Source organism: Streptomyces sp. NPDC058052 (genome assembly GCF_042885515.1).
GTDB lineage: Bacteria > Actinomycetota > Actinomycetes > Streptomycetales > Streptomycetaceae > Streptomyces.
The window spans coordinates 19625-44220 of the sequence record NZ_JBHVRX010000016.1 but is presented as its reverse complement, the minus strand read 5'-3'; the positions used below and the strand labels follow the sequence as shown (position 1 = coordinate 44220).

General features: G+C 73.1%; 19 protein-coding genes. 7 read left to right on the top strand and 12 right to left on the bottom strand.

Going from position 1 to position 24596, the window contains the following annotated elements; translation table 11 throughout:
• Positions 1-65: 65 nt before the first annotated feature.
• The gene (locus ACFVU3_RS22145) at positions 66-1172 is read left to right on the top strand and encodes a magnesium and cobalt transport protein CorA (protein ID WP_390068562.1); all 1107 of its coding nucleotides are present in this window, start codon (positions 66-68) and stop codon (positions 1170-1172) included.
• Positions 1173-1242: 70 nt separating this feature from the next.
• On the opposite strand, the gene ACFVU3_RS22140 is transcribed toward ACFVU3_RS22145, so the two are convergent.
• Positions 1243-4065 (bottom strand): S8 family serine peptidase, encoded by a 2823-nt coding sequence (locus tag ACFVU3_RS22140; protein WP_390068560.1) that lies wholly within the window; start codon positions 4063-4065, stop codon positions 1243-1245.
• Positions 4066-4249: 184 nt separating this feature from the next.
• Positions 4250-5911: a phospholipase A2 gene (locus ACFVU3_RS22135; protein WP_390068559.1), complete on the bottom strand. Its 1662-nt coding sequence runs from the start codon at positions 5909-5911 to the stop codon at positions 4250-4252.
• 238 nt (positions 5912-6149) lie between these two features.
• Between ACFVU3_RS22135 and ACFVU3_RS22130 the strand changes: the two genes are divergently transcribed.
• The gene (locus ACFVU3_RS22130) at positions 6150-6779 is read left to right on the top strand and encodes a hypothetical protein (RefSeq protein ID WP_390068558.1); all 630 of its coding nucleotides are present in this window, start codon (positions 6150-6152) and stop codon (positions 6777-6779) included.
• A gap of 350 nt (positions 6780-7129) precedes the next feature.
• Here ACFVU3_RS22130 and ACFVU3_RS22125 read toward each other — a convergent pair whose 3' ends face one another.
• The 5 genes from ACFVU3_RS22125 to kdpF all read right to left on the bottom strand — a co-directional run bounded on the left by ACFVU3_RS22125 (position 7130) and on the right by kdpF (position 12263).
• Positions 7130-7615, bottom strand: coding sequence for an SRPBCC family protein (locus ACFVU3_RS22125; RefSeq protein ID WP_390068557.1), 486 nt, complete (start codon positions 7613-7615; stop codon positions 7130-7132).
• 81 nt (positions 7616-7696) lie between these two features.
• Positions 7697-8347 carry a potassium-transporting ATPase subunit C gene (locus tag ACFVU3_RS22120; protein ID WP_390068555.1) on the bottom strand — a complete coding sequence of 217 codons (651 nt, stop codon included), beginning with the start codon at positions 8345-8347 and terminating at the stop codon, positions 7697-7699.
• A gap of 6 nt (positions 8348-8353) precedes the next feature.
• The gene (gene kdpB / locus ACFVU3_RS22115) at positions 8354-10471 is read right to left on the bottom strand and encodes a potassium-transporting ATPase subunit KdpB (RefSeq protein WP_390068789.1); all 2118 of its coding nucleotides are present in this window, start codon (positions 10469-10471) and stop codon (positions 8354-8356) included.
• 29 nt (positions 10472-10500) lie between these two features.
• Entirely contained in the window at positions 10501-12165 is a 1665-nt protein-coding gene (kdpA, locus tag ACFVU3_RS22110; protein WP_390068553.1) for a potassium-transporting ATPase subunit KdpA, read from the bottom strand.
• 8 nt (positions 12166-12173) lie between these two features.
• Complete coding sequence (gene kdpF / locus ACFVU3_RS22105) at positions 12174-12263, bottom strand: K(+)-transporting ATPase subunit F (protein ID WP_033204243.1); 90 nt, start codon at positions 12261-12263, stop codon at positions 12174-12176.
• A gap of 21 nt (positions 12264-12284) precedes the next feature.
• Here kdpF and ACFVU3_RS22100 point away from each other — a divergent pair, with 21 nt between their 5' ends.
• Positions 12285-12425 carry a hypothetical protein gene (locus ACFVU3_RS22100; protein WP_390068552.1) on the top strand — a complete coding sequence of 47 codons (141 nt, stop codon included), beginning with the start codon at positions 12285-12287 and terminating at the stop codon, positions 12423-12425.
• Between the two features lie 94 nt (positions 12426-12519).
• Here ACFVU3_RS22100 and ACFVU3_RS22095 read toward each other — a convergent pair whose 3' ends face one another.
• The 3 genes from ACFVU3_RS22095 to ACFVU3_RS22085 form a co-directional block, all read right to left on the bottom strand.
• Complete coding sequence (locus tag ACFVU3_RS22095; RefSeq protein WP_390068550.1) at positions 12520-12879, bottom strand: SAV_915 family protein; 360 nt, start codon at positions 12877-12879, stop codon at positions 12520-12522.
• A 144-nt stretch (positions 12880-13023) separates the two neighbouring features.
• Entirely contained in the window at positions 13024-14307 is a 1284-nt protein-coding gene (locus tag ACFVU3_RS22090) for an NAD(P)/FAD-dependent oxidoreductase (protein WP_390068549.1), read from the bottom strand.
• A 143-nt stretch (positions 14308-14450) separates the two neighbouring features.
• Entirely contained in the window at positions 14451-15296 is an 846-nt protein-coding gene (locus tag ACFVU3_RS22085) for a PucR family transcriptional regulator (protein WP_390068547.1), read from the bottom strand.
• Between the two features lie 258 nt (positions 15297-15554).
• Between ACFVU3_RS22085 and ACFVU3_RS22080 the strand changes: the two genes are divergently transcribed.
• From ACFVU3_RS22080 to ACFVU3_RS22070, 3 genes are read left to right on the top strand one after another with little or no spacing between them, the layout of a single operon-like run.
• A complete protein-coding gene (locus ACFVU3_RS22080; RefSeq protein WP_390068545.1) occupies positions 15555-15947 on the top strand; it encodes a molybdopterin-binding protein in 393 nt (130 codons plus the stop codon).
• A 47-nt stretch (positions 15948-15994) separates the two neighbouring features.
• The gene (modA, locus tag ACFVU3_RS22075; protein WP_390068543.1) at positions 15995-16789 is read left to right on the top strand and encodes a molybdate ABC transporter substrate-binding protein; all 795 of its coding nucleotides are present in this window, start codon (positions 15995-15997) and stop codon (positions 16787-16789) included.
• Positions 16790-16797: 8 nt separating this feature from the next.
• Entirely contained in the window at positions 16798-18741 is a 1944-nt protein-coding gene (locus tag ACFVU3_RS22070) for an ABC transporter permease (protein WP_390068541.1), read from the top strand.
• Positions 18742-18753: 12 nt separating this feature from the next.
• Here ACFVU3_RS22070 and ACFVU3_RS22065 read toward each other — a convergent pair whose 3' ends face one another.
• Positions 18754-20979 (bottom strand): RICIN domain-containing protein, encoded by a 2226-nt coding sequence (locus tag ACFVU3_RS22065; protein ID WP_390068539.1) that lies wholly within the window; start codon positions 20977-20979, stop codon positions 18754-18756.
• Between the two features lie 231 nt (positions 20980-21210).
• On the opposite strand from ACFVU3_RS22065, the gene ACFVU3_RS22060 reads away from it, so the two are divergent.
• Positions 21211-22209 (top strand): LacI family DNA-binding transcriptional regulator, encoded by a 999-nt coding sequence (locus ACFVU3_RS22060; RefSeq protein WP_390068537.1) that lies wholly within the window; start codon positions 21211-21213, stop codon positions 22207-22209.
• Positions 22210-22336: 127 nt separating this feature from the next.
• On the opposite strand, the gene ACFVU3_RS22055 is transcribed toward ACFVU3_RS22060, so the two are convergent.
• Positions 22337-24562, bottom strand: a complete 2226-nt coding sequence (locus ACFVU3_RS22055; RefSeq protein WP_390068535.1) for a choice-of-anchor A family protein — start codon at positions 24560-24562, stop codon at positions 22337-22339.
• Positions 24563-24596 lie beyond the last annotated feature (34 nt).

The window sequence follows — 24596 nt, the reverse complement described above, 5'->3', positions numbered from 1 at the left end:
CGATATATCCTGCTCGTCCCCCGGGAGGTCCGGCGGGACCCGCAGCAGCCGACGGAGGTACGCACGTGTCCGACCGCCGCCCCCGCGCGGCCTGGCGCCGCCGCCCGGAGCCGTCCCCCGCCCCCGCGCCGCCGGAGTCCTCCGCCGGGGGCCCGAGCGTGATCCAGGCGACCCTGTACCGCGACGGGCGCAAGGTGGCGTCGCCGGCGACGCTGGCGGAGACGTACCGGCAGCTGCGCGAGCACCCGGACGGCATGGCGTGGATCGGCCTCCAGCGCCCGACCGAGCAGGAACTCCACTCCCTGGCAGCCGAGTTCGACCTCCATGAGCTCGCCGTCGAGGACGCCCTGGAGGCCCACCAGCGCCCGAAGCTGGAGCGGTACGGCGACACCCTCTTCGTCGTCCTGCGGGCGGCCCGCTACCTGGACGCCCAGGAGGAGGTCGACTTCGGCGAGCTGCACATCTTCGTGGGCCCCGACTTCCTCATCACGGTCCGCCACGGCGCGGCCCCCGACCTCTCGGCGGTCCGCCGCCGCATGGAGGGCGACCCCGGCCTGCTGGCCCTCGGGCCGGAGGCCGTCCTGTACGCCATCCTGGACGCGGTGGTCGACGGCTACGCCCCGGTCGTCGCCGGCGTCCAGAACGACGTCGACGAGATCGAGACCGAGGTCTTCGGCGGCGACCCCGCCGTCTCCCGCCGCATCTACGAACTCTCCCGCGAGATGGTCGAGTTCCAGCGCGCCACCCGTCCCCTCGTCGGCATGCTCCACGGCCTGATGGCCGGCTTCGCCAAGTACGGCACCGACGAGGAGCTCCAGCGCTACCTCCGCGACGTCGCCGACCACGTGACCCACACCAGCGAACGCGTCGACGGCTTCCGCCAGGCCCTCACGGAGATCCTGACGGTCAACGCGACCCTGGTCACCCAGCAACAGAACGCGGAGATGCGGGCGTTGGCGGAGGCCGGCTTCGAACAGAACGAGGAGATCAAGAAGATCTCCTCATGGGCGGCCATCCTGTTCGCACCCACGCTGGTGGGAACGATCTACGGCATGAACTTCGACAACATGCCGGAGCTGCACTGGGCGGGCGGGTATCCGTTCGCGGTGGTGCTGATGGCGGTGGTGTGCGTGAGTCTGTACGTGGTCTTCAAGCGGAAGGACTGGCTGTAGGCGCCGGCGGAAGCGGGGAGCGGCCCCCGCAGGCCAGGGCCTGCGGGGGCCGTTCCCATCGGGTCGTCGCCTACCGTGCCGCGTAGCCGAAGGCCACGCCGTTGGCCGGGAGGCCGCCGGCGCCGGGCCGGTACGTGGTGGTGGAGGCGACCGTGCCGCCCGCGGTCACGTTGGACATCGGCAGCGCGTAGAGCGAGCCGGTCGCCAGCGGGCCGACGGGCATGCCGACGTACAGCCTGGTCGCCGTGAAGTGGATGTACCTGCCCATGTACTGGTTGGCGCCGGGCGGGCCGGGGACGCCGTCGCCGTCGCCGGCCTCGATCCAGCGGTCGTTCGGGCCGGCCGATCCGGCCAGCGAGAACGTGTGGACCGCGCCCGCGTTGGCCGCGGTGCCGAGGTCCTCACCGGGCGTTCCCACGGCGAGCCGCATGGACGCCACGGTGCTCACCGAACCGGGAGCGGTGTTGACGGCCGCGAGGGACTCGCCCATGCGGTCGCCGGTCTCGGAAGTGCCGGAGACGTCGTCCTCCGCCGTCCCCTGCTTGAGCTCGCGCAGGTAGCTCCAGGTGCCGTCGGGCTTGATGCGGATCTGCACCACGCGGCCCGCGCCGGCCCGGTCCTCGGTGCCGACCGTCACGCTCTCGCCGGGCGAGCCGATCGCCAGGATCGACTCCGCCGCGGACGCCGTGCCGCTGGCCCGGAAGGGCGCCATGGCCAGCGCGTACCCGAACTGGTCGCCCGCCTCGGAGCCGCCGGAGATGGCCGCGTTGTCCTGGTCGAGGCCGGCGAGCGGCAGGGGGTGGCCGGTGGAGGTGAAGCGGTTGGCGTCGAAGATCACGACACCGCCGGCCTTCGCCGTGGTGCCCAGGGCCTCGTTGGGGGCGCCGATGGCGATGTAGTTCTGGTCGGCGCTGACGGACCAGCCGAAGAGGTCGCCCGTCTCCGGGTCGCCGGGAACGCCGGCCGTCGCCTGGTTCACCGTCAGGCTGGTGGTGCCGTGGACGTAGAACGCGGATCCCGACTGCGCGATGGTGCCGTTCGCCTCGCCGGGCAGGCCGATGACCAGGTACGGCCGGCCGGCGTCGTTGACCGCGGCCGCGATCTTGTGGCCCATCCGGTCGCCCGCCTCGGACGCCGAGGCCGCGATCGAGCCGGTGCCGGAGCCCTGTTCGAGGTGCGTGACCTTCAGGGTGCCGGCGCCCAGACCGCCCGCCGCGCCGTACAGGATGTCGACGAAGCCCGCGTCGGCGGCGGTGCCGACGGTCTCGCTCGGGGTTCCGGCGACCAGGTCGGTGAAGCCGTCCTTGTTCCAGTCGATGGTGGCCAGGGTCTCGCCGAAGTAGTCCTCCGCCTCGGCGCCGCCGGGCACCCAGTCGAGGTCCTGGCTGATCTCCGCGGTGCCCTTGCCGGCGCCGTACACGACGCGGATCAGACCGGCCTTCGCGTCCGTGCCGACCGTGGCCTGGGGGTCGGAGATCGCGATGTCCTCCGCGCCGTCACCGTTGAAGTCGGTCATCCCGGCCGGCTTCGGAGGGGTGCCCCCGCCGCCGAGAGCGGTGCCGAGGTCGAGCCGCGGAGTGGTGGCACCGGTGTAGGCGATGCCCCGGCCGCCGCTCTTCAGCAGGGCCGTGAGGTCGGCGACGCTCTTGGTGGGGAACGCCTGCTTGAGCACCGCGTACGCGCCGGCGACGTGCGGCGCGGCCATGGAGGTTCCGTTCTTGGCGGCGTAGGTGCCGCCGGGCACGGAGGAGACGATGCCCGTGCCGGGGGCGAACAGGTCGAGCAGCGGGCCCCGGTTGGTGAAGGCGGACAGCTCGTCGTCGTCGGTGGTCGAGCCGACCGTGACGGCGGAGGAGATGCAGCCGGGCATGCTCACCGCGTCGGTGTGGCCGTTGTTGCCGGCCGCGATCACGGTGGCCACGCCGGCGGTCAGCAGGCTGTCCACGACCGGCTTGCGCAGGTCGGTGTCGCAGGCGGTGGTGTAACGGCCGTTGCCGAGGCTGAGGTTGGCCGCGACGATCGGCGTGCCGGCCTGCTTGAGCTTCAGCACGTGCTCCAGGCCCTTGAGCTGGGCGCTCTGGTAGCTGCCGACGCAGGGGGCGACGCCACCGCAGAACTCCTCGGTGGTGAACTGGCTGAAGACCTGGATGGCGACGATGCCGGCGCCGGGCGCCACACCGTGCTTGGGGGCGCCCGTGACGCCGGTGCCGTTGCCCGCGGCGATGCCGGCCACGTGGGTGCCGTGGTCGCAGGAGGCCATGGTCGCGCAGGGGCCGGCCGCGGTGTTCGCCGCACCCGTGCCCTCCTGCGCGTCGGCGCCGTTCGGGCACAGGCTGACGATGCCGCTCTCCGCGTCGCTCGGCGAGAAGCACGCCTCGGCGACGACCCGGTTCTTCAGGAACGGGTGGGCGGTCTCGACGCCCGTGTCCAGGACGGCGATCGCCTGGCCCGTACCGGTCTTGCCGGCCGCGACGGCGTCGTCACCGCCGATGAGCGGGATGCTCTGGTCCAGGGTCGGCGGCTCCACCTGGTCCTCGGTGACGCTGACCACGCCCGGCTTCGCGGCCAGTCGGTCGAGGCCGGCCCGGTCCACCTGGAGGGTGACCACCGGTACGGTCTCGAACTCCTGCTTCGTCTCGCCGGCGGTCGCCGCGTCGGCGACGTCCGCGAGGGTCTCCGTGACGACGTTGACGCGGACCTTGTCGCCGCCCGCGGTCCGCTCGTAGAGCGGCGGGTCGATCGGGTCGGCCGCGGCCGCCGCCGTCGCGGCGCTCGGCGGCGGGGTGGCGTGGGCCGGTATCGCGGCGCCGAGGGTCACGGCCGTCATCGCCATGACGACCGTCGCCCAGATCGTTCTCTTCACTATGGCCTCGGTGAGCAGGGGGCGGGTCATGACCGGACCCGTGGGGAGGCGGACATGGCACAGCCCGGGGAGATGTGGGGAGCGGTGGGTGCGGGGTCCCGGCGGAACGGGCCGGGCGGCGAGGGGTGTTCGCCGCCCGGCCCGGTCACGCCCGGGGGGCGTGCTCCGTCAGGAGGGTGCGCGTCGCGTCGTCGGACGGTGCGGGGACCTGCGGTCAGGTCTTGTTCGCACCGTTCTTCGGGTGGCCCTTCCAGGCCACGGCCTTGAGGTACACGTACGCGTAGGAGTTGCACTTCCAGCGGACGAAGTAGTTGTACGCCTTGCAGCTGTGCGTCTTCATCGTGGTGTAGAAGGCGTTGTCGACGTTCGACTTCTTGCTGCGGTCCAGGTAGTACTTGTAGCCCTTGTACGTGTTGCCGATCAGGCCGTAGCCGTAGTCGTGGGTGTCGCACGCGGCGCGGAAGTTGAAGCCGCCCGGGCGGCTGATGTTCGGGCCGGGGGTGCTGCAGCCGTCGTTGAGGATGCCCGCCACGCGGAAGCCGGTCGGCGTGTACCGGAAGACCGGCCAGTGCCAGCCGTAGTGCGCGGCCCACGCGACGCAGCCGCGGTTGAGGTACCACATCCACTCGGTGGCGCGGTTGCAGTAGCGCGGGTACGCCTGCGGGTCGTTGATCTCGCCGGTGGTGAAGTCCCCGGCCGGAGGCGTGGTCGCGGATCCGTCGCCGGCCGGGCCCTGCAGGGGCTCGGTGGAGGACGGCAGGTCGGTGCCGACGGGCGCGGCGTTCGGGACGGCCGACTCCTCCGAGCCGGCCGGGAAGGCCAGGTCCCACTCGCCGTTGGTCGGCGAGGCGACGTCGGAGACGCGCCCGGTGGAGTCGTAGGCGTAGGACGAGACCGGGTCGGTGCTCTCGACCGGGTTGGTCACCTTGCGCAGCAGGCCCGAGGCGTCGTACGAGTAGCGCGCCAGCGTCTGCACGGTGACACCCGACGTGAGGGTGATCTCCTTCGCGCGGCCCGTGTACTCACCGAGCGCCGAGCCGGCGGCCGTGGTGGCGGTCGAGTACTTGACCGCCAGCGACTGCGCCGGAGCGTCCGCGGTGGCGGGCTCGCCGACCGTGGCGACCCGGCCCTTGGTGTCGTAGGAGACCGTGGCGGTGGCACCGTCGGCCAGGTTGCCGAGGCTGGTCACCCGCCACTTGTCGGCGCCCGGAGCGACCTGCTTCCAGTGGTAGGTGGCCGTCAGGACGGCGGTCCCGATGGCCGCGCCGGCGTCCTCGTCGCCCGTCGCGTCGGTGTCCGGGGTGCCGGTGGCCGGAGCGAGGGTCTCGACGGCGGTGGTCACCAGCGCGCCGGTCGCCTCGTTGTACGTGGTGGTCTCGGTGAGCTTGTCGCCGGTGGTGGTCTCGTACTTCTTGACGCCGCCGCCGCTCGGGTAGTCGACGCTGCTCTTCAGGGCGTACGCGACGGAGACCTTCGCGTCGAGGTCGGTGACCACGACGGAGTCGGCCTTCTGCTCCAGCTTGCGGTTGAGCTGGCCCCCCAGGAACCCGGCCTCCCAGCCGGGGCCGAAGACGCCCTGGTCCGGGCGGGTCGCGGGCGCCGACTCGGGCCGGGCGACCCCGTCCGCGCCTTCGGTGACCGTGTGGGTACGGCCCATGAGGCCCTCGGCCACATCGGTCTCGTACAGCTCGAAGGACTTCTCCGCGGTGGAGTACAGGCCGGGACCGACCTGCTGGATCTCCCCGTCGGCCAGTGGCGGATCGACCGTGGCGGCCGCGGCCCGCGGCTGCTCGATGACGGCGGCTCCTGCGGCGTGCTGCGGGAGCATCAACGCCATGGAGAGCGCGGCCATGACAGGCAGAGCTGACTTGCGCACGAGTTCCCCCCTCGTGTCGTAGGTGTGCTGCTTGATCGCTGCGGAACGTAGACCCGCGCTGATCACGTCCACAAGTGGCCGGAATTGAACCCGACTTGGTTCCGCTTCCTTGCAGCAGTGAAGTTCGCCCGGCCGCCGGCCGAGGTTGAGTACGCGTACTCATGTGGCACCGGGGGCCCGTCCCAAGACTGAGCACATGAAGCGAACGCACCTTCCGAACAGGGCAGTTGACCCCGCAATGCGCCGTCTTGGGCGCACGCTCGCGGTGACGGCCCTCGCCGCCCTGGCCCTGGCCGCCTGCGGCTCCGCGGAGCCGGCACCCCGGACGGCGCGGGGCGCGTCCGCCGACGCCGTCCCGTCCGGCGGCGACGCGGCCTTCCGCGCGATGCTGGACGAGGTGGCGCGGGAGTGCCCCCCGCCAGGCACGAAGAGGAAATCCGCGGCCGCCCCGGAGGGCGTGGCGCCGACCGCTCCGGTGGAGCCGCCGCCCGGCGCCACGGTGGGTCCGCCGCCGGGCGGCGCGACCGAGCCCCTCACCCCCACCGCGGGTCCTGAGGTGGAGCTCGACGCCCGCGACCGGTGCGCCGGCGTCCAGCACGAGCAGCGGGTGGCCGAGGCGGTCCTACGGCTCAAGAAGCCCGATCCCGCCCAGGTCAGGAAGGTGCTGAACGATCTCGGCTACATCGACGAGCGGATCCACGGCCTGAAGCGGTCCGGCGCGGTCACCACGTTCGCCGTCGACCTCCGCGACAAGGGAGGGCGGCTCTGCCTGGACGGCACGGCCAACGGCGAGCTGACGGAGGTCGAGGCGTGCGTCGCACCCACGAACGGACCGTTCGTTATTGCAAATCCACACTCTCGGTCATGATTCGAATGTGAACGAGGTCACATCCTGTGTCTCATCCTGAGTGACCGATCGGCAACACCATGTGACCCATTAATGGGGGATAGTGTCCCAAATCGATGCTGTAGCGGCGAGTTAGGGGGCGCCGAGCCATTGAGGGCAGTTGTCCACGACGCTTGCATTTACCATTGCGTCAGCAATCAGTCATGCCCGCGGGCAGGGGCGGACATGAGAGAAGCCGCAGGCCGGAACGGCCTGCGGCTTTCGGTACGGCTGAGCCCGTCGGGGCGGGACCTCTCGGGGCGGGGGGCCACCGCCGGGGCGGACCGGGGCGGGACTGGTGCTGGACCGGGGCGGGACCGGCCCGCGGCCGGTCAGTTCGTGGCGGCGGCGGTGCGGGCGATGCGCTCCAGGGTGGTGCGCATGCCGGAGCGGTTGACGGCGATCCGGCGGGCGGGGCCGGTGCCGGCGAAGACGGTGCCCAGCAGTTCGGCGGCCTTGGCGCGGCGACCGTCGGTCCGCAGGTCCTCCCAGAACTCGGTGAGCCGCGTCCCCTCGCCCTCCGCCTCGAAGCGGTAGCCCCAGCGGGCGATCGGCAGTCCGAAGACGCCGACGTCGAAGACGAACTCGCTGCCCGGGGTGGCGCGGACCACCCGCCCCACGGTCGGCCAGGCGAAGGGGCCGCGCCGGTTGAGGCCGACGAACCGGGTGCCGGCGCGCGAGGGGGGCCGGGGCACCCAGACGTACCGGCATTCCGGGCTCCAGCGCCCCATGTTCCGCAGGTCCGACACCATCGCGTAGACACGCGCCGGCGGGGCGTCCACGACCGTGCTCTCCTCCAGGCGCCACTGCCGTTCCATCGCGGTCTCCCCTCGGGCGGTACGGGCGGCCGCCCGCCCGTTACTCGCGGGTACCGTAACGGATCCCGCGCGGCGGGGTCATCACCGCCCGGCCGCCAAGTCCCTCAGCGCGGTGTTGAGTTCGAGGACGTTGACGCGGGGTTCGCCGATGAAGCCGAGGATGCGGTCGTCGGTGTGGCCGGCGACGAGCCTGTCGACCTGGGCGACGGTGAGCCCGTTCCGCTCGGCGACCCGGTGGACCTGGAGCTTCGCGTACTCGGGCGAGATGTGCGGGTCGAGGCCGGAGCCGGAGGAGGTGACGGCGTCGGCGGGGACGTCGGAGGGCTTCACCTTGTAGCCGGCCGTGGAGTTGTCCTTCACCACGGCGGCCTTGGCGTCGGTCACCCACCGGATCAGGTCCTCGTTGTCGCCGGAGCGGTTGGTGGCTCCGGAGAGGATGAGCGAGTACCGGGTGTTGACGGAGTTGGTGCCGAGGCCGTTGGACGGGCGCGGCTGGAACCAGCGCAGGTCCGGGGCGTCGCCGTCGAGGTAGGTCTGGCCGATGAGCGCGGAGCCGACGACCTTTCCGGACGCGTCCTCGATCTCGGAGCCGTTCGCCTTGCCGGGCATGGTGAGCTGGGCGATGCCGGTGACGGCGAGGGGGTAGAGCACGCCGCAGACGACGGTGAGGACGAGGAGGGCGCGCAGGCCCGCCCAGAGCACGCGGCCGGTGTTCGCTGCTGAGTTGTTCATCGTGGGTCAGCCGATTCCGGGGATGAGGGAGAGGAGCATGTCGATGAGCTTGATGCCGAGGAAGGGGGCGATCAGGCCGCCGATTCCGTAGAGGCCGAGGTTGCGGCGGAGCATGGAGTCGGCGCTGGAGGGCCGGTAGCGGACGCCCTTGAGGGCGAGCGGGACGAGGGCCACGATGATCAGCGCGTTGAAGATGACGGCGGAGAGGATCGCGGACTCGGGCGAGGTCAGGCCCATGATGTTGAGCTTGTCCAGCGACGGGTAGGCGACCGCGAACATCGCGGGGATGATCGCGAAGTACTTCGCCACGTCGTTGGCGATGGAGAAGGTCGTCAGGGCGCCTCGGGTGATGAGGAGTTGCTTGCCGATCTCGACGATCTCGATGAGCTTGGTCGGGTTCGAGTCGAGGTCGACCATGTTGCCGGCCTCCTTCGCGGCCGACGTGCCGGTGTTCATCGCCACGCCCACGTCCGCCTGCGCGAGCGCCGGGGCGTCGTTGGTGCCGTCACCCGTCATCGCGACGAGCTTGCCGCCGGCCTGCTCGCGCTTGATGAGGGCCATCTTGTCCTCGGGGGTGGCCTCGGCGAGGAAGTCGTCGACGCCCGCCTCCTCGGCGATCGCCTTCGCCGTCAGCGGGTTGTCACCCGTGATCATGACGGTCCTGATGCCCATGCGGCGCAGCTCGTCGAACCGTTCCCGCATGCCCTCCTTGACGACGTCCTTGAGGTGGATCACCCCGAGGACCCGGGCGCCGCGGTCGTCCTCGACCGCGACGAGCAGGGGGGTGCCGCCGGCCTGGGAGATGGTGTCGGTGAGTTCCTGGGCGTCGCGGGCGACCTGGCCGCCGCGTTCCGTCACCCAGGCTGCGACGGAGCCCGTCGCGCCCTTGCGGACCTTCCGGCCGTCGAGGTCGACGCCGGACATGCGGGTCTGGGCGGTGAACTCGATCCAGTCGGCGTGGGCGAGCTCGCCCTGGTGGCGTTCGCGCAGGCCGTACTTCTCCTTGGCGAGGACGACGATCGAGCGGCCCTCGGGGGTCTCGTCGGCGAGCGACGAGAGCTGGGCGGCGTCGGCGAGTTCGGCCGCCGTGACCCCCGCGACCGGGACGAACGCGGCCGCCTGCCGGTTGCCCAGGGTGATCGTGCCGGTCTTGTCGAGGAGCAGCGTGGAGACGTCGCCGGCGGCCTCGACGGCGCGGCCCGACATGGCGAGGACGTTGCGCTGGACCAGCCGGTCCATGCCGGCGATGCCGATCGCCGAGAGCAGGGCGCCGATCGTCGTCGGGATCAGGCAGACGAGCAGGGCCGTCAGCACGATCAGGGAGGTCTGCTCGTCGGCGCCGGCGTAGATCGCGAACGGCTTCAGGGTGACGACGGCGAGCAGGAAGACGATCGTGAGGGAGGCGAGGAGGATGTTCAGCGCGATCTCGTTGGGGGTCTTCTGCCGGGCGGCGCCCTCGACCAGGTTGATCATCCGGTCGATGAACGTCTCGCCGGGCTTCGTCGTGATCTTGACGACGATCCGGTCCGAGAGGACCTTCGTGCCGCCCGTCACGGCGCACCGGTCGCCGCCGGACTCGCGGATGACGGGCGCGGACTCGCCGGTGATCGCGGACTCGTCCACCGACGCCACACCCTCGACGACGTCCCCGTCACCGGGGATGACGTCACCGGCCTCGCAGACGACCAGGTCGCCGATGGTGAGGTCGGTGCCGGGGACCTGCTCCTCACCGGTCTTGGTGAGGCGGCGGGCGACGGTGTCGGTCTTGGCCTTGCGCAGGGTGTCGGCCTGCGCCTTGCCGCGGCCCTCGGCCACCGCCTCCGCCAGGTTGGCGAAGACCGTCGTGAGCCAGAGCCAGGCGGTGATCGCCCAGCCGAACCAGTTCCCGGGGTCCGACACCGCGAGCACGGTGGTGACGACCGAGCCGACCAGCACCACGAACATCACCGGCGACGTGATCATCACGCGCGGGTCGAGCTTGCGGAAGGCGTCCGGCAGGGAGGCGATCAGGAGCCGGGGGTCGAAGAGGCCGCCGCCGACCCGGCCGCCGGCCGGCTGGTGGCCGGCGGGGAGGTCGTCGTGCGGGGCGGCGGAGGCCGGGGTGGGGGAGGTCGTGGTGGACATGGCGTCCCGCCGCTTCCTTACGTCGATGGTCATGCCGCGAGCCCTTCGGCGAGCGGGCCGAGAGCGAGGGCCGGGAAGTAGGTGAGACCGGTGATGATCATGATCGTGCCGGCCAGGAGGCCCGTGAACAGCGGCTTCTCGGTCCGCAGGGTGCCCGCCGTCTCGGGGACGGGCCGCTGCTCGGCGAGCGAGCCGGCGAGCGCGAGGACGAACACCATCGGCAGGAACCGGCCCAGCAGCATCGCGATGCCGATCGTGGTGTTGAACCACTGCGTGTCGGCGTTCAGGCCCGCGAAGGCGGAGCCGTTGTTGTTGGCGCCCGAGGTGAACGCGTACAGGATCTCGGAGAAGCCGTGCGCGCCGGAGTTGGTCATCGAGTGCGCCGGGGTGTCCAGGACGAACGAGGCGGCGGTGAAGCAGAGCACCAGGGCCGGGGTGACCAGGATGTAGCAGGCCGCGAACTTGATCTCGCGGGTGCCGATCTTCTTGCCCAGGTACTCGGGGGTCCGGCCGACCATCAGGCCGGCAATGAACACGGCGATGACCGCCATGATCAGCATGCCGTAGAGGCCGGAGCCGACACCGCCGGGCGCGATCTCGCCGAGCTGCATGCCCAGCATCGTGATGCCGCCGCCGAAGCCGGTGTACGAGGAGTGGAAGGAGTTCACCGCGCCGGTGGAGGTCAGCGTGGTGGCCACCGCGAAGAGCGACGAGCCGGCGATCCCGAACCGGGTCTCCTTGCCCTCCATCGCCCCGCCCGCGATGTCGAACGCCGGGCCGTTGTGGGCGAACTCGGTCCACATCATCAGCGCCGTGAACCCGACCCAGATCGCCGCCATCGTGCCGAGGATCGCGTACCCCTGCCGCAGCGAGCCGACCATGCGGCCGAACGTGCGGGTCAGCGCGAACGGGATGACCAGGATCAGGTAGATCTCGAAGAGGTTGGACAGACCGTTGGGGTTCTCGAAGGGGTGGGCGGAGTTGGCGTTGAAGTAGCCGCCGCCGTTGGTGCCCAGCTCCTTGATGACCTCCTGCGAGGCCACCGCCCCGCCGTTCCACTGCTGCGTGCCGCCGGAGAACTGGCCGACCTCGTGGATGCCGGAGAAGTTCTGGATCGCGCCGCACGCCACGAGCACCAGCGCGCCGACGACCGCCATCGGCAGCAGGATCCGGACCGTGCCCCGGACCAGGTCGGCCCAGAAGTTGCCCAGCTCACCGGTGCGGGAGCGGGCGAAGCCGCGGACGAGGGCGACCGCCACGGCCATGCCGACGGCCGCCGACACGAAGTTCTGCACCGCCAGACCGCCGGTCTGCACGACGTGGCCCATGGCCTGCTCGCCGTAGTACGACTGCCAGTTGGTGTTGGCGACGAAGGACGCGGCCGTGTTGAACGCCTGGTCCGGGTCGATCGACACGAAACCGAGCGAGCCGGGCAGCGACCCCTGCACCCGCTGGAGCAGGTAGAGGAAGAGCACGCTCACCACGGAGAAGGCGAGCACCCCGCGCAGATACGCCGGCCAGCGCATCTCCACGTCCGGGTTCGCGCCGATCGCCCTGTAGATCCACTTCTCGGGCCGGTGGTGCCTCTCCGAGGAGTACACCCTCGCCATGTGGTCGCCCAGCGGCCGGTACGACAGGCCCAGGGCGACGATCAGCGCCAGGAGCTGGAGGACTCCAGCAAGAACGGGACTCATCTCGGGACTCAGAACCTCTCCGGCTTGACGAGGGCGAGGACGAGATAGCCCAGCAGGGCGGCGGCGACCAGCAGACCGACGATGTTCTCGGCACTCACAGCTTGGCCACCCCCTTGGCGATGAGCGCCACCAGCGCGAAGACCGCGAGCGTGGTGGCGACGAAGGCCAGATCGGCCATCGTGGACTCCCTGAGGAAGGAAGAGCGGATTCTCGGACGAGATGAGAAAACAACCTTTCTGGCCGGTTCCGACCGTCGTTGACGGCTCCCTGACGCCCTCCAGGCCCCTCTTGACGCTTCCCCTACGCGGTCCGCCCGGAGAGCCCGTGCGGGGCTCTCCGGGCGGACCGGATCCTTCAGGCCACCGGCGCCGTCGCCGGCACGGGAACGGACACGGACACGGGCGCGGGCGCGGGCACAGACACGGGCGCGGGCCCGGGGAGGCCGGCGGGGTCGATCCGCAGTTCACGGATCCCCAGCGGCTCGACGAGCGCGCGCAGCGCCGGCTCCGCGAGGACGATCCACGGCTGGGCCGCCCCCAGGGCCTCCCTCAGCCGTGCCGGGCCGCTGAACGCGACGGCCGTCCTGTCCCCGAACGGCGTGCGGAACAGCCGGGTCACGCAGGCGCGCGGGCCCGGCCGGACCGGCACGCAGAGCCGTCCGGCCCGGAGCCGTCCCCCCGGCTCGGCGGCGTCTCCGTACAGGGCGTCTTCCATCGGTTCCTCCCGGGAACGGAACGGACCCCGGCACGGGTCCGCGCCGGGGGCGTGTCTCCGACGCTGTACCCGGCGGCCACCGGGCCAAGCCGCCGCCCGCAGCGCTCCCGGCGGAATCAGCCACGCTCCCCGGCGCGGCCCGTGTCAGCCCGCCCGGCGGGGGCCGCGGACCCGGTGGCGGATGTTGACCGCCACCGCTCTGGCCATCGGGGCCGGGGCGAGGAAGCCCAGGGGGCCGATCAGACGGGAGGCGAAGAGGTACATGTGGCGGGCGGACGCCGCGTCCCGGGCGGCGGCCGCGAACATGAGGCGTTCCAGGGGGTTGAAGGGGCGGGACCGGGCGAAGTCGACGGCCAGTCGCTGGTGGGGGCGGAGCCGGCGGCCGTGGGTGCGGCCGTACGAGGCGAGGGCGCGGTCGAGGTCGCCGCCGCCGGTCAGGGCGGGGGCCACCGCCTCGGCCAGCCACTGCGCGGTCTGGAGGGCCCAGCCGCAGCCGACGCCCCAGAGCGGGTCGCCGGTGAGGGCGGCGTCGCCGACGAGGGCGATGCCGGGGGCCGTGGGGTCGCGGGTGACGAGGGGGTGGTCGACGGTGCCGATGATCTTCGAGACGCGCCGGGCGGAGTCGATGGGGGGTGCGTCGGGCAGGGCGCGGACGAAGGCGTGGAAGCTGCCTTCCAGGTCCTCCCGGAACTCCGGCAGGCGCTTCTTGTCCGGGAGGACGGCGAGGACCGTCACGCCGTCGTCGTTCGGGAAGGAGTACGCCATGTCGGGTTCGAGGAACCACGCCTGGCCGATGCCACCGGGCAGCGGGAGGTCGCGGAAGTGGGCGAAGTAGCCGAAGCGCCCGTTCCCGTGCCGGCGGGTGGGGATCGCGGCGAGCTTCGCGACGGCCGAGTCCTTGCCGTCGGCGCCGACCACCAGGCGGGCGCGGAGCTCCCGTTCGCCGTCGGGGGTCTCGACGCGCACGCCGGTGGTCCGGCCGGCGTCCTGGAGCACTCCGGTGACCTTGTGGCCGAGGAGCAGCTCCACGCCGGGGGTCTGCGCGGCGTGGGACCTGATGAGCGGGTCGAGGGTGGAGCGCCGGACGTTGTACGCGTACGGGAGGTCGGGGCCGCCGGGTGCGGCGCGCGGTGCGATCCAGCCCCAGCGGGTGTACCAGCGGGCCTCGTTGCGGACGGCTCCGGCCTTCTCCAGGGCGGGGACGAGGCCGAGTTCGTCGAGCACCGGGTAGGCACAGGCGGTCAGGGCGTGGGTGCAGAGGACCTTGTACGCGTCGGGGTCCGGCCGGCGTTCCAGGAGGGCGACACGGGCGCCACGTCGCGCGAGCAGGATCGCCGCGGCGCTGCCGGCCAGGCCGGCTCCGCCGATGACGACGTCGTAGGCGTCGTCCGGCCGCCGGCCGGTTCCCGTGCCCTCGGGCTGGGTCATGTGCTGTCGCCCCCTTCGGGGTGTGCTGCCGTCCGTGGGAGTGGTGCAGCCGTCACTCCTGTCAGGGACATGACCTTCCTGTCAAGGGCCCGGGCCCGCCGGCCCCTCGCGGACCGATCCCCTCCCCCGCCGGGCCGCGTCCGTCAGCGGCAGAGCAGGGCCGCGCGCAGGTCCGCCTTGTGGTCGAGGCGGGACAGGTCGCGGCCGGTCAGCGCCTCGATCCGCGTGACCCGGTAGTGGACCGTGTTGACGTGGACGCGCAGGGCCTCGGCGGTCCGCGCCCACGAGCAGTCGTGCGCCAGGAAGGTCTCCAGCGTCTCCAGGAGCATCGCGCCCGATCTCCCGCCCGCGGCCCGGAGCGGGCCCAGCACCGTGTCGCGGAAGACGGTCCGTACGTCCGCGGGGACGCCGGCCAGCAGCATCTCCAGCCCGTCGAGGTCGCCGAGGCCGGCGACCCGGGGCGCCGCCGGGCTCGCGGCCCGCGCCGCCGCCAGGGCGTGACGGGCCTGGGCGAGGGCCGCGTCCAGCCGCTCGGGGGCGTCGGAGGGGCCGCTCACCCCGGCGTGCGGGACGGCCCCGGGGCGGGCGGCGTGGACCTGCGCCCACACCTCGCCCAGCAGGGCCCGCACGTCGTACCCGGCGTCCGGGCCGGGGGTGACCACCGCCGTCGCCTCACCGTCGTCCTCCTCGGCCACCGCGCAGACGGCGGACGGCAGCCGGTCCAGCGCCTCGGCGAGGGCGGCGGAGGCGTCGCCCGGCTCCCCGCGCGGCGCCAGGGAGGCCGCCACGACCGTGTAGGCGCCCGGCCCGCAGACGGCGAGGGCGGTCCGCAGCCGGGCGGTGACGGCGTCCGGCGCGGCCGGTCCGCCGGCGCTCCGCCCGTCCCGCTCCCCGGGGCGGTCGGCCCCGCCGTCGGCCCCGAGGCCGGGCTGCGCGGGGACGGCGGGCGAGAGGTCCGGACGGTCGGGGCGGAGGACGTCGACGCGCATACGGGGGCTCCTTGCGCGGTCGCGGGACGGGTCCGCACGCCGCACGCACGAGGCGGATTCGGGTCGGGACATCGTAAATGCCCAGGCCAGACAGGAGAACAGCTCGCGTTCGCCGCAGCGGTCCCCGGCGTGTTCCGTCCGAGGGGCGAGACCGGGCCCGGATCCCCTTCGTCCCTTTCTCCAGCGCCCTCTCATCCACGATGGAGAGTCCCACAAGCTTGTTGCAGATGAGAGGAGAACCGCCCTAACGTGTCGCATATGCAGTCCTACACCATCGGGCAGGCCGCGCGTCTGCTGGGCGTCAGCCCGGACACGGCCCGCCGCTGGGCCGACGCCGGCCGGATCGCCACCCACCGCGACGAGAGCGGCCGGCGCGTGATCGACGGCCGGTCGCTGGCCGCCTTCTCCGTGGAGCTCGCGCAGAGCGACGACGAGGAGGACGCCTCGTACACCTCGGCGCGCAACGCGTTCCCGGGGATCGTCACGGCGATCAAGCTCGGTGACGTCGCGGCCCAGGTCACCGTCCAGGCCGGTCCGCACCGCCTCGTCTCCCTGCTGACCCGGGAGGCCGTGGAGGAGCTGGGACTGGAAGTCGGCATGCGGGCCACCGCCCGCGTGAAGTCGACCAGCGTGCACATCGACCGCACCTGAGCCCGCGCACGTCTTCCGCCCCGCCGAACCAAGGAGTCCGGACCCTCATGTCCTCCACCCTCACCCCCGCGAGACGCCGCGCCGCCGGCGCCGTCCTCACCGCCGCCCTCCTCGTGCCCCTGGCCGCCTGCGGCGACGACGCCGCGGACCGCTCCGGCGCGTCCGGCAGTACGGCCGGCACCACCCTGACCGTGCTCGCCGCCGCCTCCCTCACCGACGTCTTCACGACCGCCGGCGCCGCGTACGAGAAGTCCCACCCCGGCACGAAGCTCACCTTCTCCTTCGCCGGCTCGCAGGAGCTGGTCGCCCAGGTGTCGCAGGGCTCGCCCGCCGACGTCCTGGTCACCGCCGACACCAAGAGCATGGACAAGGTGAAGGCCGACACGGGCACCCCCACGGTGATCGCGAAGAACCGGCTCGTCATCGCCACCGGCGAGGGCAACCCGCACAAGGTCGACGACCTGAAGGACCTGGCCGACCCGAAGCTCAAGGTCGTCCTCGCGGCCCCCGAGGTGCCCGCCGGCAAGTACAGCGAGCAGATCCTGGAGAAGCAGGGCATCACGGTGAAGCCGGTCTCCCAGGAGCCCAACGTGCGCGCCGTGCTCAGCAAGGTCGAGATGGGCGAGGCCGACGCCGGCCTGGTCTACCGGACGGACGCCGCCGGCGCCGCCGGCAAGGTCGACGCCGTCGAGATCCCCGACGACCGGAACGCCGTCGCGCAGTACCCGGCCGCCACACTGAAGGACTCGAAGCACGGCGACGCCGCCGCCGCGTTCGTCACCTGGCTCTCCTCGCCCGAGGGGCAGAAGATCCTCCAGGACGCGGGCTTCCAGAAGCCGTAGGGACCCTGATGAAGCGAACCGGCGTCCGCACCGCCCCGGGGGCCCGTCCGCCCCTCGCGCTGGCGGTGCCCGCCCTCCTCGGCGTGGCCTTCCTCGTCCTTCCGCTGGCCGGCGTCCTCGTCCGGACGGAATGGGGCGAGCTGGCCGGCCACCTCGGCTCGCCCGGCACCGTCGAGGCGCTGAAGCTGTCGCTCGTGGTGTCGTTCTGGGCGCTGGGGCTCTCGCTCCTGCTCGGAGTGCCGCTCGCCTGGCTGCTGGCCCGGGTGCCGTTCCGGGGGAAGGCGTTCGTCCGTTCGCTCGTCCTGCTGCCGATGGTCCTGCCGCCGACCGTCGGCGGGGTGGCCCTGCTCCTCGCCTTCGGCCGGCGCGGACTTCTCGGCCCCTGGCTGGAGTCCACCTTCGGCGTCACCTTCCCCTTCCACACCTCCGGCGCCGTCCTCGCCGCCACCTTCGTCGCCATGCCGTTCCTCGTCATCAGCCTGGAGGGCGCGCTCGGCGGACTGCGGCCCCGGTACGAGGAGACGGCGGCCTCCCTCGGGGCGCCGCCGCTGCGGGTCTTCCTCACCGTCACGCTGCCGATGGTGGCGCCCGGGCTGATCGCGGGCGCCGCGCTCACCTGGGCGCGGGCACTGGGCGAGTTCGGCGCCACGATCACCTTCGCCGGGAACCTGCCCGGGACGACCCAGACCCTGCCGCTCCAGGTCTATCTGCTGCTCCAGGAGGAGCCCGAGGCGGCCACGTCGGTCTCGCTGCTGCTGCTCGCCATCGCCATGGGCGTGCTCGTCGCGCTGCGCGGCCGGTGGACGGGCACCCCGGTCGACCGGAAGCGGCGGCGTACCGCCCCGGCCGGGGAACCGGTCGCGCAGGAACCGCCGTCCGGCACCGTCCCGCCCGTCCCGTCCGCCCCGCCCGGCGAGCGCTGGTCGCTGCACGCCGACGTCACCGGCTTCACCGCGCTCACCCTCGACGCGGAGCCCGGCACCACCGTCGCGGTCGTCGGCCCCAACGGCGCCGGGAAGACCACGCTGCTGCGCGCCCTGCTCGGTCTCACCCCCCGGGCGCACGCGCGGCTCACCCTCGGCGGTACGGACGTGACGGCGCTGCCGCCGCACCGGCGCCGGGTCGCCTGGGTGCCGCAGGACGGCGCCCTCTTCCCCCACATGACGGCGCTCGCGAACACCGCGTACGGTCTGCGGAGCCAGGGCGCCGGGCGGGCCGAGGCCCGCCGGGAGGCACGCGCCTGGCTCGACCGCCTCGGCGTGGGGCACCTGGCCCACCGCCGGCCCGGCCAGCTCTCCGGCGGGCAGGCCCAGCGGGTGGCGCTGGCCCGGGCGCTGGCCGCCCGGCCCCGGCTGCTGGTGCTCGACGAGCCGCTGGCCGCGCTCGACCAGACCACCCGCGCCCGCGTCCGGCACACGCTCCGCACCCACCTGGCCGGTTTCGGGGGCGTCTGTCTCCTCGTCACCCACGATCCGGTGGAGGCGGTCTCGCTCGCCGACCGGGTGCTGGTCCTCGACGGGGGCCGGGCCCTCCAGGACGCCTCCCCCACCGAGGTCGCCCGCCACCCGCGCTCCCCCTGGGTGGCCCGGATGCTCGGCCGCAACGCCTGGCCGGGGACCGCCACCGCCGAGGGGCTCGCCCTCGACGGCGGCGGTGTCCTGGTCGCGGCCGAACCGCCGCCGCCGGGGACGCCGGCCCTGGCGATCGTCGCGCCCGAGGCGGTGTCCCTGCACCGCGACCGGCCGGCCGGCAGTCCCCGCAACGTCTGGCCGGGCACCGTGCGCGAGATCACCGCGAGCGGGAGCCGGCTGCGGGTCCTGGTCGCCTCCGCCGAGGCGCCCGAGCTCGTCGCCGAGATCACCCCGCAGGCCGCGGCCGAACTCGGCCTGGCCGACGGGGTGTCCGTGTGGACGAGCGTGAAGGCGACGGAGACGACGGTCGTCGCCCTCTGACGGAGGCGGCCGTCAGCCGATCGTCCACCGCTGGAGGGCGCTCCCGGTGTCCGGCTGCTGGGTGACCCGTGCCCCGTTCGCCGTGGAGGCGGTCGTCAGGAGGAGGCCGCTGCCCACGGAGGTGACGGTGGAGGTGCCGTCGGGGAGGCGGCCGACGGTCCAGCGCTGGTTGGCGCCGCCGTGGCAGGTCCACTGGATGACGCGGGCGCCGGCGGCGGTGGAGCCGTTCTCGATGTCGGCGCACTTGCCGGAGGAGTGGTTGCGCAGCTCGTAGCCGCCGTCGGCGCGGGGCGTGAGGGTCCACTTCTGGTTGGCGCCGTTGTTCGGGGTCCAGGTGACGAGCCCGGTGCCATCGGCGGAGCTACTGTTCGGGGTGTCGAGGGCCTTGCCCCCGCTGGTGAGGGTGACGGTCCGGGGGGCGTCGCCGGCCGGGGTGAGGGTGAGGGTCTGCTCGGCGGCGGTGCGGCCGGAGCCGACCGGGGAGCCGCTGGTGTCGGTCCAGCTGCGGGCGGGGGTGGTCTCGGCGGTGCGGGTGGCGGCGGCGGAGAGTCCGAGGACGAGGCCGCTGTAGCGGTTGACCAGCTTGACGGTGCCGGTGGGGGTGTTGTCGGCGGCGGAGGCGCCGCGGACGACGAACCAGTCCTGGCCGGTGCCGGAGGCCGCCGCGGTGACCGTGGGCTTCGTGCCCCACGCGCGCGTGGCGGGGCCGGTGGAGGCGACGCCGAGGAGGCCGCCGGTGGCGGCGTTGGCGACGCGGTAGGAGCCGTCGCCCTTCGCGGTGAAGGTCCAGGTCTCCAGCGCGGAGCCGGTGGACGGCCCCGACGTGGTGGCGGATCCGCCGGACACCTGGGCGAGGACCCGGCCGTCCGCGGCGCCGATGCGGTAGGCGCGGCCGGTGTCGACGGGGGCCGCGGGTTCGTTCGTGCCGATGCTCAGGTTCACGTACTCGGCGCTCGAACCGCCCGAGCAGCCGAAGGAGCAGTAGGCGCGGAAGTCCTTGCCGACGATGCCGGAGCCGGTGCGGTTGCCGGCGTCGAGGAACCAGCGGTACCAGGAGGCGGTGCGGTAGCCGCCGGTGTCGCCGAGCCGGAACCACTTCTGGGTGGTCAGGTCGGTGGTGGCGTAGATCTCCTGCGGGGCGTTGCCGCTCTGGTCGACGGCCTGCGGCTCGCCGATGTACAGGCCGAGGTAGGCGTTGTACGTGATGTCCATGACGAAGAGCGGGGAGGTGGCGGGGGTGAGCCCGGCGGCGACCTGCTGGCTCACCGAGCCGGCGTTGTCGGGGTCGTACTCCTTCTCCTTCGGCACGTAGCCGGTGGAGCTGCCGGCGCCGACCGGGACCATGGTGGACTCGCGGCCGCCGACGCCGGGCTGGGTCCAGGCGCCGTCGTACCACTTGCGCCAGGAACCGGGCGCCATCTTCCCGGAGATGGGGGCGCGGGCGACGTGCCCGTAGAAGGCGGCCCAGCCGCCGCCCTTGTTGACGATCCGGGAGCCGTAGAAGGCGTAGAAGTAGCCGGAGGCGGTGTCGACGAAGAGCCGGGGGTCGCCGGTGCCGTAGTGGTACGTCTGCTGCGGGAAGGCGGCGGTGTCGCCGCGGTCCGTGCTGTGCGGCGAGGTGATGACGTGGTCCTTGATCGTCCATGTCCGGCCCTGGTCCCGCGAGACGGCGTAGTCGATGCCGTCGTAGTGGATGCCGTCGGCGAAGGGCTGCGGGGTGAACTCGTTGTGGACGAGGCCGTACCAGTCGCCGGTGTCCGGGTCGACCCACATGCCGGTCAGGTCGCAGTAGTTGCGGTGGGCGTAGCCGCTGCCGGCGGGGGCCGGGGTGGACTCCACGCCGGTGGGGCTGTTGTTGCAGCGCCAGGTGGTGTCGTCGTTGCGGTCGAGGGAGTTCGCCGGGTTCACGGCGTCGCTGAGGGCGGCGGAGCGGTTGGCGGAGTCGAAGTCCGCGCCCGTGTAGAAGGTCCACTTGCGGGGGTCGTTCGCCCCGTAGAGCGCGTGGGCCTGCTGGTAGTAGAAGGTGCCGTCCTTGTCGATGTAGGGACTGGCCGGGGTGTCGTCGGGGCGGTTCCACGAACCCTTGGCGCCGACGGTGACGGTGTAGGTGGCGGTCGCGGAGGCGGGCGTGGGGGCCGGTGCCGTGCCGGGCGGGGCGGCGGCGAGGGCCGCGCCGCCGGTCACGGCGAGGGCCGCCGCGACGAGCGTGGTCACGAAACTGCTGCGCGGAAGGTGCACGAGTACTCCCTGGGTGGAGGAGCCGGGGCGCTGGTGGCACGGACCCTAGAGCGCATTTGACCGGTAAAACAAGAGCCTTGCGTCCGCCAGATCCCTTGGTGCGCAAGGGAGTTGACCGCCCGGGAGGCCGTCAGGAAGCAGACGGCGACGCCTTGACCGCAGGTGGGGGCCCGGTTACGTTGCGAGCCGGGCGTGATCGGCGGGCGGGGCGGGGACGACGGGGGCGGCGTCATGGTCACCATGCAGGACGTGGCGGAGCGGGCCGGCGTCACCAAGCAGACCGTCTCCAACGTCGTCACCGGACGCGTCGCGGTGCGCCCGGCCACGGAGGCCCGCGTCCGCGCCGCGATCGCCGAACTCGGCTACGTGCCCAATCTGGTGGCCCGGTCGCTCGCCACCGGCAGCAGCCGCACCGTCGGGCTCTTCGTGCCGACCGTCTCCACGCCGTTCTACGCGGACGTGGTCGAGGAGGTCGAGGACGCCCTGGAGGAGCGCGGGTACCGGCTGCTGCTCTGCACCACCCGCCTCGACGGGGAGCGGGCCCGGCGCCATCTGGCCGCGCTGGCCAGCCGCTCCGTGGACGCCCTCCTCATCGCCGGCGACCAGGGGCTCACCGGCCATCTGCCGCTCCTCGCGGACGCCCGCTTCCCCGTGGTGCTGTGCGCCTGGGAGGCCGCGCTGCCGGACGGCTTCCCGGTGGTCACGGCCGACTACGAGCACGGCGGCCACCTCGCCGGCCGGCATCTGCGGGCGCTCGGGCACCAGCGGGCCCTCGTCCTCGCCAGCCCCGCCCACACCGTCCGCACGGCCGGCTTCCGGCGGGCCTTCCGCGAGGACGGGATCCCGCTCCCGGACGACGCGGTGCGGACGGCGGCCGAACCCACCTTCCGGGGCGGTCTGACCGCGGCGCTCGACGCGCTGCGGGCCCACCCGGAGGCGACGGCGCTCTTCGCCACCCACGACGTCCTCGCGGTCGCGGCCGTGGAGGCCGCCCGCGCCCTGGGCCGTACCGTCCCCGGCGACCTGTCCGTGGTCGCGCACGACGACACCCCGGCCGGCGTGCTGTCCGGCACGGCGCTCACCAGCGTGGTCCTCCCCAAGCGGGAGATGGCCCGGCAGGCCGTCGACCTCGCCCTCGGCGCGGCCGCCTCCGCGACGCCGCCCGACCCCCGCCCGCGGCTGCTGCTGCCCTCCCTCGTCGCCGGCGACAGCACGGCCCCCGCGCCCTGACGGACCGACGGGCGGACGGACGGGCGCCCTGACGGACAGACCGACGGGCGGACCGACGGACCGACCGACGGACAGACCGACGGGCGGACGGTGCTCCTCGCACCGCCCGCCCGTCGGATCACCGCTCTCAGACGGTGACGTGCCGCGCCCCGGACGCGGGGCACTCGTCGCCGTAGCCCTCGTCGCCGTAGCCCTCGTCCCCGTAGCCCTTCGGCTCACAGGGGTCCGGGCCGGGGCCGGGGCCGTCGCCCCGCTCGTTGTCCAGCATGACGAAGACGGCCTCCTGCCCGGCGCTCACCACGTACGGCCCGCTGACCGGGTCGGCCGGGAGCGCGTAGCCGTCGGGGGCGGCCGTCTCCCGCAGGTAGTACGTGCCGTGGTCGAGGTCGCCGAAGCCGCACAGGCCGGCGAAGCCGGTGGTGCAGGGCGTTCCGACCCGGGTGTCAGGGTCGCCGCCGGCGGTCTGGAGACCGGCGACGCCGTTGGTCTCCTCCCACAGCTCGAAGACGGCACCGCGCAGCGGCAGTCCGCTGTCCGCGTCGGTCTTGATCAGGCGCACCGATCCGGTCCCCGGCGGGATCGGCGTACGGGAGTTGGCCGCCTGGACGGTGACGCCCGCCTCCGCGTTCTCCTCGGTCAGCACCAGCGGGCCGAAGACCGGGTCCGCCGGCGGGTCGTAGCCGGACGGCGCCTGCGTCTCCTGCCAGTAGTAGGTGCCGGTCGGCACCGTCCGGGCACAGACACCGTCCGCGCCCGTCACGCAGGGCTCGCCGACCGACGTGTCCGGGTCGGCCCCGCCGGTCTGAAGGCCGGGAACGCCGTTGGTCTCCTCCCACAGGCGGAAGGTGGCCCCGCCCAGCGGATCACCGCTCCCGGCGTCCTCCTTCACCACCCGGACCACACCGGTGACCGTCGTGGCCTGGTTGGCCGCCTCCACCTCCACTCCGTCGGACGCGTTCTCCTCGGTCAGCACCAGCGGGCCGAAGACCGGGTTCACCGGCAGGTCGTAGCCGGACGGCGCCTGCGTCTCCTGCCAGTAGTAGGTGCCGGTCGGCACCGTCCGGGCACAGACACCGTCCGCGCCCGTCACGCAGGGCTCGCCGACCGACGTGTCCGGGTCGGCCCCGCCGGTCTGAAGGCCGGGAACGCCGTTGGTCTCCTCCCACAGCTGGAACGTGGCACCGCCCAGCGGTCCGCCCGACCGGGCGTCCCGCTTGACGACCCGCACCTCGCCGGTGACCGTGTTGGGGGTGTCGCAGTCCGGGAGGTCGCCGGTGAAGGGGTAGGCGTGGAACTCCTGGCCGCCGCTCTCCCCGAGGCTGGTGTGGGTGAGGGAGCCGGTGGTGAAGAAGCGGCCGTTGATGCCGGGCAGGCTGACGGTCGTGGTGGACGCCTGGTTGCCGATGAGGAAGCTGCCCTGGAACTGGCCGGTGCCCTCCAGGTCGACGGTGGTCGCGTCGGGGAAGTTCCACAGCAGCCGCTCGCGGTAGGCGTTGAGCGGGTCGGTGTCGGCGATGCCGCCGCTGTAGGTGCGCAGGGTGCGGCTGTCACCGGTGACGTTGACGAGGATGGTCGCGCCGTCCGGGATGTTCGCGAAGACGATGCCCTGCTGCCCGTCGTTCGGGCCCTCCATGTCGAAGCCGACGTTGAAGATCTGGAGCGGGGAGGTGCCGTCGCCGGTGAAGAGCGTCTGGCCGCCCTGGTTGACGGCGGTGCCGGTGGGGGTGCGCGGGGCGCCGTCCACGCGCGCGTAGCACTGGCTCGCGGCCGTCAGCCGGTCCCGCAGGGCGGTGTACGGGGCGGTGGCCGCGTCGTCCTGGTCGAGGGTCGCCTTGACGACGCCGGTGACGGTGCCCGCGTGGCGGACGACTCCGGCCTCGGCCAGCAGCTCCTGGCCGGTGGCGACGGTGATGTCGCCGCCGGTGGTCAGCCAGTCCGCGCCCACGGCCGGCGGCACCTTGGAGCCGACGCCCACCTCTCCGATGTTGTAGACGCCGCCCGCGGCCTTGTTCATGTCGAAGGCGTCGAGGACGACGATCCGGCCCTCCGCCTCGGCCGCCCGGCCGCGGACCAGGTAGTCCTCGCCGACGTAGATGTTGATCGCGTTGTCCCGGCCCTTGATCGGGTCGTTGTCGATCGGAGGGAAGGGGGTCGGGCAGGTGCTGGGGTCCCCCTGCGGCGCCGCGGAGACGCACGGGCCGAGGCCGCCGGGGAGGGGCGCGGCAGCCGCGGGGGCGGCAGCCGGTCCGAGCATCAGCACGGGCACGGTGGCGAGCGCCACGGCACAGGCGAGGCTCGTCGTCCCGGCGCGCCCACGGCGGTGCGCACGGGCACGATAAATGTGGTTGGTCATGCCCGGAGTCTTGGAGCGGAACGGACGGTCCACC